The organism is Streptomyces sp. NPDC059679, from assembly GCF_042734105.1.
Lineage (GTDB): Bacteria > Actinomycetota > Actinomycetes > Streptomycetales > Streptomycetaceae > Streptomyces.
In genome coordinates, this window is the sequence record NZ_JBHWES010000002.1 from 237,330 (window position 1) to 250,327 (window position 12,998).

The 12,998-nt window shown below is 70.2% G+C and carries 9 protein-coding genes; 3 read left to right on the forward strand and 6 right to left on the reverse strand.

The features are described from left to right. The first annotated feature begins 84 nt into the window (after positions 1–84). On the forward strand, positions 85–1,164 hold the full coding sequence (locus tag ACFV2X_RS03610) for a hypothetical protein (protein ID WP_385610906.1): 1,080 nt from the start codon (positions 85–87) through the stop codon (positions 1,162–1,164). A 59-nt stretch (positions 1,165–1,223) separates the two neighbouring features. Here the strand turns inward: ACFV2X_RS03610 and ACFV2X_RS03615 are convergent, their stop codons facing one another. The 6 genes from ACFV2X_RS03615 to iolC all read right to left on the reverse strand — a co-directional run bounded on the left by ACFV2X_RS03615 (position 1,224) and on the right by iolC (position 10,619). Continuing rightward, a complete protein-coding gene (locus tag ACFV2X_RS03615; protein WP_385610909.1) occupies positions 1,224–4,013 on the reverse strand; it encodes a hypothetical protein in 2,790 nt (929 codons plus the stop codon). Positions 4,014–4,217: 204 nt separating this feature from the next. Continuing rightward, positions 4,218–5,714 (reverse strand): CoA-acylating methylmalonate-semialdehyde dehydrogenase, encoded by a 1,497-nt coding sequence (locus ACFV2X_RS03620; RefSeq protein WP_385610910.1) that lies wholly within the window; start codon positions 5,712–5,714, stop codon positions 4,218–4,220. 53 nt (positions 5,715–5,767) lie between these two features. Further along, complete coding sequence (gene iolD / locus ACFV2X_RS03625) at positions 5,768–7,651, reverse strand: 3D-(3,5/4)-trihydroxycyclohexane-1,2-dione acylhydrolase (decyclizing) (protein ID WP_385610913.1); 1,884 nt, start codon at positions 7,649–7,651, stop codon at positions 5,768–5,770. Then, positions 7,648–8,589: a 5-deoxy-glucuronate isomerase gene (iolB, locus tag ACFV2X_RS03630; RefSeq protein ID WP_385610915.1), complete on the reverse strand. Its 942-nt coding sequence runs from the start codon at positions 8,587–8,589 to the stop codon at positions 7,648–7,650. Before iolB ends, iolD begins: the two co-directional genes overlap by 4 nt. Positions 8,590–8,663: 74 nt before the next feature. After that, complete coding sequence (locus tag ACFV2X_RS03635; RefSeq protein WP_385610916.1) at positions 8,664–9,554, reverse strand: deoxyribose-phosphate aldolase; 891 nt, start codon at positions 9,552–9,554, stop codon at positions 8,664–8,666. Between the two features lie 117 nt (positions 9,555–9,671). Continuing rightward, a complete protein-coding gene (gene iolC, locus ACFV2X_RS03640; RefSeq protein WP_385610918.1) occupies positions 9,672–10,619 on the reverse strand; it encodes a 5-dehydro-2-deoxygluconokinase in 948 nt (315 codons plus the stop codon). Between the two features lie 290 nt (positions 10,620–10,909). On the opposite strand from iolC, the gene ACFV2X_RS03645 reads away from it, so the two are divergent. After that, positions 10,910–11,923 (forward strand): sugar ABC transporter substrate-binding protein, encoded by a 1,014-nt coding sequence (locus ACFV2X_RS03645; protein ID WP_385610920.1) that lies wholly within the window; start codon positions 10,910–10,912, stop codon positions 11,921–11,923. Between the two features lie 7 nt (positions 11,924–11,930). Next, positions 11,931–12,998 (forward strand): ABC transporter permease, encoded by a 1,068-nt coding sequence (locus ACFV2X_RS03650; protein WP_385610922.1) that lies wholly within the window; start codon positions 11,931–11,933, stop codon positions 12,996–12,998.

The following is a 12,998-nucleotide window of genomic DNA, read 5'->3' on the forward strand; positions in this document are numbered from 1 at the left end:
GCCCCCTCGCTCGGCAACGGGCGTGTAACGGCGATTAGCCTGTAGCGGTCATCGACCTGGAACCACCACAGGGGACTCGTAAACATGCGCCACCACATATCCGGATCCGGGCGAGCGGTTGTATCCGCAGTCGCACTCGCCGTCGTCCTCACCGCCTGCTCCGGATCCGACGGTGGAGCGGACTCTTCCGACAAGAGCGGCAAAGACAGCAAGACCGCCTCGGACACATCGTCTTCGCCGACCGGTGTCATCTCCCTCAAGGCGGCGCAGGACGTCCTGCTCAACTACACGAAGATCAACAACGAGGCCAACGCCGCACAAAATCCGAAGAAGATAGCCGAGGTCGAAGACGGCGCGCTGCGGCAGCAGAGTCAGGCGACGTTCACCCAGTTCAAGACTCTGCCGAAGAAGGAACAGGATTCCTACCGGGTCCCCTTCTACTATCCGGTCAAGGGCGCCCACTTCTACATTCCCCCCAAGGGCTCCGAGAACGTCTTCTTCGTCGACACCCGGATCACCGGCAAGAACATCGACGAGGGCCGCCGCCGGCTGATCGCCTTCAAACAGACGAAGGGCAACGAGGGTGCCGTCTGGAAGGCGGTGGGCGTCGGCAACCTCGACAGCAAGACCAAAATGCCGAAGATCCGGCTGGACGGCGATGGATTCGCCTCGGTGCTCAAGGATTCGGACCAGGTGGGCGGTACAAAGCTCGCCGAGCTGCACGGGCTGTCCCAGGACTTCTATCTGACCGGCGGCAAGAGCGCGGACCGCACGTTCGCTCAGAACGCGTTCGTGAAGAGCTGGAAGAAGGACTACGCGGACCGCGCCGACTTCCCCGACGGCTGCGTCAACGGCAAATACAAGGCCGCCCCCACCGCGGACGACACGGTGTACGGGCTCAAGACCAACGACGGTGGCGCAGTGACCCTGTACGGCTTCGGCATCGACTACCTGAACTGGCCGAAGTCCGACGGCATGAACTGCACCTCCGTCATGCAGATCGGCAACATGCCCACGGTCACGGACGTCTACCTTGACGGCAGGGACACCTCCACCTTCCTGACCCGCACCGATTCCTCGCTCACCATGGCCGTCGTACCGCCCTCCGGCAAGCGGGTCCAGATCACCGGATACAGCTTCCAACTCATCGACGCCAAGGGCTGATCAATCGCTGCCCCACGGCCGCCGCGCACGCCGCGCCCGTCGAGAACCGCGTCCGTGGTTCAGCCGTCCTTCGGGCAGGCGAACTCGCCGTTCGGCCCCCAGCGTTCGACCCGGCCCGTGTTCTGCGCGAACGCGCCGCAGAACAGGACCGGTTCGGAGCCCTTGGCCGTATGGTGCAGGATCACCAGCGGCTTGTCGCGTGAGACCCTGGCGCCCCGCCCGAAGTCCAGATAGCCGCTGGCGCCTTCCTTGCTGATGCCGTTGTCGAGGCTGATCTGCACATTGGACCGCTCCACGTCACCGGTGCTCGCAAACGCCTCGTTGGCCGCGGCGGCCATCAACTGCATCGCGTCATGGGCCAGCGCCGCCCGGCCGTCGTTGCGCCACAGGTCCTTGGCGCCGAACGCCGCGGCGTATTCGGCGTTGAACTCCTTGGTGATGTCGCTGCCGCGCGGATGCCCGGCCGGCAGCACATGGGCCGTGTGGTAGAGCCGCAGCCAGGGACGGTCCTCGTATTCGCCGGAGAGGGCGGCGGTGGTCAGTTCATTGCCGCCCAGGACCGTCAGCTTCCGCCCCTCGCAGGAGGTGTCGTCCCCGAAGACATCGAGGAACGCGGTGAACTCACGCGCCCGGGACGCCCAGTACAGGACCGTACGAGGCTGCTCCTTGATCCGCTCGCAGACCGCGTCCGCCACGTCCTCGATACTGTCCTGCCGCGTGACGCGGCCCCCGCCCGGCTCCGGGGCGCCGCCGGACCGGCCGCCGGGTGAGTACTCCAGCTTGGACCAGTCCCCGCCGAACTGCTCGGCGAAGAGATCTCCAATCTCGTTGCTGTACAGATCCTGGGGGTCCTGGACCACCACCGCGGCCTCGGCCGGGGAACACCCGCCCGAGCCGCTGTCCGTGATGTTTCCCCGGTGGGCGAAGTCGGCCTCGATCCGCGCCTCGCGGCTGTTGGTCGGCGCCACCCGGCGGTAGTAGCGGCTCCCGTCCATCGCATCGGCCGTGGCCGTGGTGCCGACCACGGGAATCTTCGCCCGGCCCAGCTCGCGGATGGCTCCCTGGGTCTGCTTCAGGCTCTTCGAGAAGCCCACCACGCCGATGATGTCGGAGCCCTTCCGCCCCGCCTCGTCGACCACCTGCCGCGCACGGCTCTCGGCGTCCTTGAACTCCTCGCCCGCGTTGAGCATCCGCACGCGCAGCCATACTTTCCGCTCGTCGTTGCGCGCTTCGTCGTTGAGGGCCCGCTGGGCCAGTGCGATACCGCGCAGCTCCGGTACGGCGCCGTTGTACCGCTGGCCCTCCTGGTCCCTGGCGACCTCCGCCCCGATGTGCACGACCGTACGGGCCTCGACTCCGCGCCGCCGCACCGCCTCGTCGACCCGCCCGTTCTCCTCCTCGATCATGCGCGCCGCGGCCTCGTACTGCTGACGGGGCGGGGCCGCACTCAGCTCCGCCCGGCCCGAGAGCGGGCCGCCGGCCGGGCCGCCGAGACAGGTGTCGTCCGCACCGCCCGACAGCTTGGGAACCAGCCACACCGCCAACACGCCCAACACGGCCACCAACGCCACCCCCTCCAGCACCACCTCGGCGACCGGGCCCATCCGGAAGTCCGGCGGCGAGACCGGGCCGGAACGGGGCCCGGAGCGCGGCCGGGCACCCGGCGGCAGCGGCACCAACGGCGCGAGCAGGGGCTCGAGGTCACCCTCGGGCGCCCCGGTGGCGTGGTCCAGCGCCGCGGCGGCGTCCGACAGCCTGGCGCAGCGCTCCCCCGGGACCATCGCCCCGGCCGGGCCCGCGGCCACCACGACCACGGCCGCGCACGACAGCTCCTCGGCCGCGGGCCCGTACTCCCGCAGAAAGCGTGCCGCCGGATCGCCGCTTCCGCCGTCCGCCAGCTCCAGCAGCACGGTGAAGCGGGTGGCCCTCCGGCGCCGCCATGGCGAGATCCGCCCGGGACCGGCCGCGGCCTTCAGATCCGCCAGCAGGGCGCGCAGCAGCAGCTGCTCCAGCCCGTCCGGCGCCTCGTCCCCCGTCCCATTCCCTGCCCCGTCCCCCGTCCTGTCCCCTGCCCCATCCGCTGTCCCGTCCTGCGGCGCGGCCGAGGCCGAGTCGACCAGCCGCGCGACGCTGTCGAAGAACTCCTCGGCGCGCCGCCCATGGCCGATGTCCCGCCAGTCGGCGAACCAGCCGGTCGAGCGCGACCACAGCAGCCGACGGGTGCAGCGGCGCGCCCACCACCAGCGCGGAAGGCCCTGCAGCACGGGGCGGGCGACGGCGCCCAGCACCAGCCCGATCCAGCCAGGGCTCTGCGCCGCGCTCTGCGCGGTCGGCGGATCACCCCCGCCCAGTCGCCATAACGTCCGCAGCACCGGGCCCCGTCCGCGACGCCCCTCGTAACAGCGGTCACGCAGCTGCTCGCCGGTGAGCGGCGGAGCCTCGGGCCCCTGCTCCAGTGCGTATTCGACGACGTCACGCATCAGCTCGAAGTCCCGCAGGCGCAGCCGCCCGGTCCTGGGCGGAACGTCCTCGCACAGCCGCTGCCCGACGGCCAGCGTCAATGGGCGGCGACCCCGCGCGGCACGGGCCGCCTCGGCCGCCCCCAGCGCGGCGTACGGCACCAGCTTGCCGCCCCGCTCGCGGCGCAGACACCGCTCCAGACCGCGCACAGCCCCGTGCGCCCGCGCCTCCGGGCCCTCGACCCCGTCCTCACCCCCACCGTCGCCTTCGCCGCCCTCCGCGAGCAGCACCACAGGCGGCAGCACATCGCGCGCCGCGGCCCGCCGGTCGTCCGGCACCACGGCCCGCTTGAACGCCGCCATGAACTCGTCGGCGCCGTCCCCCTCCAAAAGCCTCGCGCCCTCCTGACGCCCTCTCCTCGCCACCGCCATCGCCCCCAAATCCCTCCACGCGCCCGTCCCCCGTGCGCGATGTCCGTTTGCGATCCCCACCTCTCATACACACGAAACCTCCCGCAGGATCCATACCGGCGGGAGGCTTCACTCGAACGAACGAACTAACCAACGAGCGATCGATCAGAAACTGACGTCACCTCAGTGGTTCTTCGGGAACCCGAGGTTGATGCCGACCTCCTCCGACGGCGCCGGCCAGCGGGTGGTGATGACCTTGCCGCGGGTGTAGAACTGCACGCCGTCGTTGCCGTAGATGTGCTGGTCGCCGAAGAGCGAGTCCTTCCAGCCGCCGAAGGAGTGGTAGCCGACGGGGACCGGGATCGGCACGTTGATGCCGACCATGCCCGCCTCCACCTCCAGCTGGAAGCGGCGGGCGGCGCCGCCGTCGCGGGTGAAGATGGCCGTGCCGTTGCCCCACTTCGAGCTGTTGATCAGCTCGATGGCCTCGTCGTACGTCTCGGCGCGGACCACGCACAGCACCGGGCCGAAGATCTCGTCGCGGTAGGCGTCGGCGGTGGTGGGGACCTTGTCCAGCAGCGAGACGCCGATGAAGAAGCCGTCTTCATGGCCCTCGACCGAGTATCCCGTCCCGTCGACCACGACCTCGGCGCCCTGAGCCGCGGCGCCGTGCACATACGAGGCGACCTTGTCGCGGTGCTCCTTGGTGATGAGCGGGCCCATCTCGGAGGCCGGGTCGTCGCCGGGGCCGATGCGGAGCCTGGCGGCGCGGTCGGCGATCTTCTTGACCAGTTCGTCGCCGACGTCGCCCACCGCGACCACGACGGACACGGCCATGCAGCGCTCGCCGGCCGAACCGTACGCCGCGTTGATGGCGTTGTCCGCGGCGAAGTCCAGGTCGGCGTCGGGCAGTACCAGCATGTGGTTCTTGGCGCCGCCGAGCGCCTGCACCCGCTTGCCGTGCTCGATGGCCTTCGCCTGGATGTACCGGGCGATGGGCGTGGAGCCGACGAAGCTGACCGCGGCGATGTCCGGGTGTTCCAGGAGCCGGTCGACGGCCACCTTGTTGCCGTTGACGACGTTGAGCACGCCGTCCGGCAGGCCCGCCTCGGCGGCCAGTTCGGCCAGCCGCCGGGAGGCCGAGGGGTCCTTCTCACTGGGCTTGAGCACGAAGGTGTTGCCGCAGGCGATGGCCACCGGGAACATCCACATCGGCACCATGGCCGGGAAGTTGAACGGCGTGATGCCGGCGACGACGCCGAGCGGCTGGCGGATCGAGGCGACGTCGACCCCGGTGGAGACCTGGGTGGACAGCTCGCCCTTCAGCTTCTCCGCGATGGAGCACGCGAGCTCGACGATCTCCAGGCCGCGGGCCACCTCGCCGAGGGCGTCGGAGTGCACCTTGCCGTGCTCGGCGGTGATCAACTGGGCGATCTCGTCGCGGTGGGCGTCCAGCAGCTCGCGGTACTTGTAGAGGATCGCGGTGCGCTTGGCCAGCGAGACGGTGCCCCAGGTGGCGAATGCCTCCTTGGCGGCGGCGACGGCCGCGTCCACCTCGGCCACGGAGGCGAACGCCACCCGGGTGTCCTGAGCGCCGGTCGCCGGGTTGTAGACCGGGCCGTACTCGCCCGACGCGCCCTCGACGGGCTTGCCACCGATCCAGTGGTTGACGGTCTTCATGGGTGCGGAGCCTTTCTCTTCGTAAACCGGACGATGACCGATCAGGGAGGCGATCAGAGGTGGCGGCGGCGGGTCGCGGCCTGCCGGTCGTAGGTTTCGCGGGCCTTGACGGCCGCGGGGCGGGTCGCGGTCTGGGCGACGGGCACATCCCACCACGCCTGGGCGGCGGGCGCGCCGGGCACCGGGGCGGCCGTTTCGGTCTCCACATAGACACAGGTGGGCCGGTCCGAGGCGCGCGCGGCGGCCAGCGCCGCGCGCAGCCCGGCCACGCTCCCGGCGCGGATCACCTCCATACCGAGCGAGGCGGCGTTGGTCGCCAGGTCGACCGGGAGCGGGTCGCCGGTGTACGTGCCGTCGGCGGCGCGGAAGCGGTAGGCGGTGCCGAAGCGCTCACCACCAGTCTCCTCCGACAGCCCGCCGATGGAGGCGTAGCCGTGGTTCTGGATCAGCACGATGTTGATGTTGATGCCTTCCTGGACCGCGGTGACGATCTCGGTCGGCATCATCAGATACGTACCGTCCCCGACCAGCGCCCACACCGGGCGGTCGGGCGCCGCGAGCCGGACGCCGATGGCGGCCGGGATCTCGTAGCCCATGCAGGAGTAGCCGTATTCGAGGTGGTACTGGCGCGGCGAGCGGGCCCGCCACAGCTTGTGCAGATCGCCGGGGAGCGAACCGGCGGCGTTGATGACGACGTCGTCGTCGCCGACGGTCTGGTCCAGGGCGCCCAGGACCTGGGTCTGGGAGGGCCGGGCGGACTCGTCGTCCGCGGCGTACGCGGCGTCGACCCGCTGCTCCCAGCGCGCCTTCCCGGCGGCGTACTCGGCCTCGTACCCCTCCTCGACGCGGTGCCCGGCCAGCGCCTGGGTCAGCGCCTCAAGACCGGCGCGGGCGTCGGCGACCAGGGTCGTCGCGCTCAGCTTGTGGGCGTCGAACGGCGCGATGTTGAGGTTCAGGAAGCGGACCCCGGGGTCGGCGAAGAGGGTCGCGGAGGCGGTGGTGAAGTCGCTGTAGCGGGTGCCCACGCCGATGACCAGGTCGGCGGTGCGGGCGAGGTCGTCCGCGACGGAGGTGCCGGTGTGCCCGATGCCGCCGATGTCGGCGGGGTGGTCATGGCGCAGCGAGCCCTTGCCCGCCTGGGTGGAGGCGACGGGGATGCCGGTGGCGTCGACGAGCGCGCGCAAGGCGTCCTCGGCCTCGCTGTGATGGATGCCGCCGCCCGCGACGATCAGCGGCCGCCGGGCCGCGCGCACGGCCTGCGCGGCCGCGGCGAGCTCGGCCGGCTCGGGCGCGGGGCGGCGTACATGCCAGACGCGGTCGGCGAAGAACTCCTCGGGCCAGTCGTACGCCTCGGCCTGGACGTCCTGCGGGAAGGCGAGGGTGACGGCGCCGGTGTCGGCCGGGTCGGCGAGCACCCGCATGGCCTGGAGCGCGGCCGGGATCAGCGACTCGGGGCGGACGATCCGGTCGAAGTAGCGGGAGACCGGCCGCAGACAGTCGTTGACCGACACATCCCCCGCGAAGGGAACCTCCAGCTGCTGGAGCACCGGGTCGGCGGGGCGGGTCGCGAAGGTGTCGCCGGGCAGCAGCAGCACGGGCAGCCGGTTGACGGTGGCCAGGGCGGCGCCGGTGACCAGGTTGGTGGCCCCGGGGCCGATGGAGGTGGTGACGGCCTGGGCGGCGAGCCGGTTGGACTGGCGGGCGTAGCCGACGGCCGCGTGCACCATGGCCTGTTCATTGCGGCCCTGGAGGTACGGCATGGCGTCCTGGCCGGTCTCCAGCAGCGCCTGGCCGAGGCCCGCCACATTGCCGTGGCCGAAGATGCCCCAGCAGGCGTTGATGAGGCGCCGGCGCGTCCCGTCGCGCTCGGTGTACTGGTGGGCCAGGAACTCCACCAGGGCTTGGGCCGTGGTGAGCCTGCGGGTGGCTCCACTCATCGTGTTTCTCCCGTGGGGGCGTCGGGGGCGGCAGGTGCGTCGGGGGCGTCATAGAGGGGCAGGCGGGCATCGACGGGCTGGTCCGGCCAGGTGGCGCGGATCCAGGCGTGGTCGGGGTGGTCGCAGATCAGCCAGTCGCGCTCCTGGCCGGGGCCCGCCATGACGTTGAGGTAGTACATGTCGTGGCCGGGGGCGGCGATGGACGGGCCGTGCCAGCCGTCGGGGATCAGGACCACGTCGCCGGAGCGGACCTCGGCGAGCACATCCGTGCCGCGGCCGCGGCCGGAGGGCGAGACCCGCTGGTAGCCGACGCCCTCGCTGCCGTGTGCCTCGGCGATCTCGAAGTAGTAGATCTCCTCCAGCTCGGACTCCTCGCCCGGACGGCACTCGTCGTGCTTGTGCGGCGGGTAGGAGGACCAGTTGCCACCGGGGGTCAGCACCTCGACCGCGATCAGCTTGTCACACTCGAAGACCCCAGCCGCCCCGAAGTTGTTGACCTGGCGGGAGCAGTTGCCGGTGCCGCGCAGCTCGACAGGGACGGCGGAGGCCGGTCCGTAGCGGGCGGGCAGTCGGCGCTCGCAGCGGGCGCCGGTCAGCGCGAACCGCCCGCCGGCCGCGCCGGCGATCCGCGCGTGCGCGTCGCGCGGCAGATACGCGAAGTCGGTGACGCCGCTGAACACGCTGTCCCGGCCGTGCAGTTCGAAGGTCCGGCCCTCGGTCTCCACGGTGCAGCCGCCGCTCAGCGGCAGCACGATCCACTCGCTGTCGCCGGTGGCCAGCTGATGCGAGCCGCCGGCCGGCAGATCGAGGACGCGCAGCGAGGAGTGGCCCCATCCGGCCCGCGCGGGGTCGATGTCCACGGCGTACGGTCCGCCGGCCGCCTTGCCGGCCTGCAGATGGAAGCCGGTGGAACCGGTGTAAGGGTCGCTAGTGGTCATGTCGTCAGTCTCCGCCTCGTTCCCTGGTCCTGGCGCCGCCACAGCCGTCGCAGCCATCACAGCCGCCACAGCCATCACAGCAGTCCGACGGCCGTGTCGACGGCCTGCTCGACGCTGCCCTCCGCCGGGTAGAGCAGCGCCCGGCCCACCACCAGGCCCTGGACGGTGGGCAGGCTCAGCGCCTTGCGCCACTTCTCGTACGCGCCCTCCTGGTCCCGCGGGCTCTTGCCGACGTCCCCGCCGAGCAGCACCGCGGGCAGCATGGAGGTCTCCATGACGGCGGCCATGTCGTCGGCGTCCTCGGTGACCGGCACCTTCAGCCAGGTGTAGGCGGAGGTCCCGGCGAGCCCGGAGGTGATGGCGATGGACTTGGTGACGGCCTCGGCGCTCAGATCGTTGGTGACCTTGCCGTCGATCCGGCGGGAGATGAAGGGCTCGACGAAGACGGGCAGCCGGCGCTCGGCCATCTCGTCGATGGCTCTGGCCGTCGACACCATGGTGGCCAGCGAGCCCTCGTCGGAGTAGTCGATGCGCAGCAGCAGCTTGCCGGCGTCGAAGCCGAGCCGGGCGATGTCCTGGGGGCGGTGGCCGGTGAAGCGGTCGTCGAGCTCGAAGGAGGCGCCGGCCAGGCCGCCGCGGTTCATCGAGCCCATGACGACCTTGTTGTCGAGGGCGCCGAGCAGCAGCAGGTCCTCGAGGATGTCGGCGGTGGCGAGCACGCCGTCGACGCCGGGGCGGGACAGCGCCACGCACAGCCGCTCCAGCAGTTCGGTGCGGTTGGCCATGGCCAGCTTGTGGCCTCCGACGGCGAGGGCGCCGCGCGCGGGGTGGTCGGCGGCCACGATCATCAGACGGCCGCTGTCGCCGACGAGGGGGCGCCGGACGCGGCGGGCGGCCGCCTCGGCGATCGCCTCCGGGTGCCGGGTCCGCACCTTGACCAGGTCGGAAATGCTGATGTCGCTCAACGGGGGCTCCTCGCAGTCGCGTTCATGAGATCACGCCGTCCGCTGGTCGCACGGCCTGGTGGCGGCCGGAGGGCGCGGGGCAGGTGATCAAGAGAAGGGGTGGCTGGTCACCTGTGGTCAGTCCCCGGCGAGCAGGGCCTCGACCTCGGCTTCGGTGGGCATCGCGGAGGAGCAGGCGAGGCGGGACGCCACAATGGCGCCCGCGGCGTTGGCGTACCGCATGATGCGCTCCAAGTCCCAGCCGGACAGCAGGCCGTGGCACAGGGATCCGCCGAACGAGTCGCCCGCGCCCAGGCCGTTGACGACCTCGACGGGGACCGGCGGCACCTCGGCCGTGGTGCCGTCGCGGTGTACGGCGAGTACGCCCTTGGGGCCCTGTTTGACGACGGCCAGCTCCACCCCCGCCTCCAGCAGGCGCTCGGCGCAGGCCGCGGGCTCCCGCACCCCCGTGGCGACCTCGCATTCGTCGAGGTTGCCGACGGCGACGGTGGCGTGGCGCAGCGCCTGGGCGTAGTACGGGCGGGCCTCGGCCGGGTCCGGCCAGAACATCGGCCGCCAGTCCAGGTCGAAGACCGTCGGGCCGGCCTTGGCGCGGGCCTCCAGGGCGGCCAGGGTGGCGGCGCGGCTGGGCTCTTCGCTGAGGCCGGTGCCGGTCATCCAGAAGATCCGGGCGGCGCGTACGGCGTCGAGGTCCAGCTCACCGGGGTGGATCTCCAGGTCGGGAGCTTTGGGCCGACGGTAGAAGTACAGCGGGAAGTCGTCAGGCGGGAAGATCTCGCAGAAGGTGACGGGGGTGGGGTAGGCGTCTACGGGGGTGACCCAGCGGTCGTCCACGCCGAACTCGCGCAGCGCCTGGTGGATGTACTCGCCGAAGGGGTCGGCCCCGGTGCGGCTGATCACCGCCGTGCGGCGGCCGAGCCGGGCGGCGGCCACCGCGACATTGGTCGCGGAGCCGCCGAGGAATTTGCCGAACGTCTCGACCTGCGGCAGGGGGATACCGATCTGCAGGGGATAGATGTCCACCCCGATCCGGCCCATCGTGATCAGGTCGTACGGCTCACTCATGCGTACCCCTTCAGGAAAGACGCAGCTCAGGCGGCAGCTCAGGCTCACGGTCCGCGCAATGTGCGGGCGGCTGTGGCCCTTCAGGTCTAAGGGTGTCTCCCATCCCGTGTCAAGAATTTGTCCTTACATTCGGACCTATCAAGGGCGTCGACGGGCGACGTTATCCCCTCGTTACGTCCAGATGAAATGTTGTCATGACAAACCCTTGACAGTCGACGGCCCCGGGGAGTTGGCTCCCCTTCGCAACGGCCGTGTCAACAACGGTCCCGGCTTGAGAGGTGCTGGAACAGATGGACCTCAGAATCAACCGAACCCGCAGAGCTTCGGCCCTGGCTGCTCTCGTCACGGCAGGCGTCCTCATCGCCACCGGCTGCAGCAGCAGCGGCGGCAAGAAGGCCCAGGAAGCCTCGGACGACATCTCCGCCGGCAAGGCGAACACCCCCCGGCTGAAGATCGCGATGATCACCCACGCGGCACCGGGCGACACCTTCTGGGACACCATCCGCAAGGGCGCCAAGGCGGCGGCGGCCAAGGACAACGTGGACCTGGTCTACTCCAGCAACCCCAACGCGGCCGACCAGGCGAACCTCATCCAGAACGCCATCGACCAGCACGTCGACGGCATCGCGGTCACCCTCGCCAAGCCCGACGCCATGAAGGGCGTCATAGCCAAGGCCGAGAAGGCCGGCATCCCTGTCGTCGGGTTCAACGCCGGACTCGACAACTGGAAGGACATGGGCCTGCTCGAGTACTTCGGCCAGGACGAGAACATCGCCGGCCAGGCCTTCGGCAAGCGGCTGAACGAGATCGGCGCCAAGCACAACATCTGTGTGATCCAGGAGCAGGGCCATGTCGCCCTCGAGGCCCGCTGCGCCGGTGTGAAGAAGACCTTCAAGGGCAAGACGGAGAACCTTTACGTCAACGGCACCGATATGCCGTCGGTCAAGTCGACGATCACCGCAAAGCTCAGGCAGGACTCCAGCATCGACTACGTCGTCACCCTCGGCGCCCCCTTCGCCCTCACCGCCGTCCAGTCCGCCGACGAGGCCGGGGGCAAGGCCAAGGTCGCCACCTTCGACCTCAACAAGGACCTTGTCAACGCGGTCAAGAGCGGCGACGTGCAGTTCGCCGTCGACCAGCAGCCGTATCTCCAGGGCTATCTGTCGATCGACTCGCTGTGGCTCTACAAGGTCAACGGCAACTTCAGCGGCGGTGGCGAGAAGCCCGTCCTGACCGGGCCCGCCTTCGTCTCCAAGGACAACGTCGAGACCATCGCCAAGTTCGCCGCGAAGGGCACCCGGTGATCGTCCGATGACCCAGACCACGACGCCGGCGGCGGCGACGCCGCCGGCCTCCCCCACCGCCCACAAGGCCCGCACCACCGAGCGCTCGCTGCTCCGCCGGACGCTGGCCCGCCCCGAGATCGGCGCGCTGGTCGCGGCCATCGGCGTCTACGTCTTCTTCTTCGCCGCCGCCCCGACCTTCCGCCAGGCCGACTCCTTCGCCACGGTCCTCTACCAGGGGTCCACCATCGGCATCATGGCCCTGGCCGTCTCCCTGCTGATGATCGGCGGCGAGTTCGACCTGTCGGCCGGTGTCGCCGTCACCTCCTCCGCGCTGACCGCGAGCATGCTCAGCTTCCAGCTCACCACCAATGTGTGGGTGGGAGTCCTGGTCGCCCTGGCCGTCTCGCTCACCGTGGGCCTGATCAACGGCATCCTGCTGATCAAGACCGGACTGCCCAGCTTCCTGGTCACCCTCGCCAGCTTCCTGATGCTCCAGGGCGCCAACCTGGCCGTCACCAAGCTGCTGACCGACAATGTCGCCACCGACACGATCAATGACATGGACGGCTTCGACCAGGCCAAGTCGGTCTTCGCCTCCGAGATCTCGATCGGCGGCATGGATGTGAAGATCACCGTGCTGTGGTGGCTGTTCTTCGCGGCCATCGCCACCTGGGTGCTGCTGCGCACCAAGTTCGGCAACTGGATCTTCGCGGTGGGCGGCTCCAAGGAGAGCGCCCGGGCCGTGGGTGTCCCGGTGACCTTCACCAAGATCGCGCTGTTTATGACCGTGGGCTTCGCGGCCTGGTTCGTCGGGATGCACCTGCTGTTCGAGTACAACACCGTGCAGGCCGGCGAGGGCGTGGGCAACGAGTTCTACTACATCATCGCGGCGGTGATCGGCGGCTGTCTGCTCACCGGCGGCTATGGCTCGGCGATCGGCGCGGTCCTGGGCGCCTTCATCTTCGGCATGGTCAACCAGGGCATCGTCTACGCCAACTGGAACCCCGACTGGTTCAAGTTCTTCGTCGGCGTGATGCTGCTGCTCGCGACGCTGGTCAATCTGTGGGTGCGCCGCCAGGCGACCAGGAGGTGA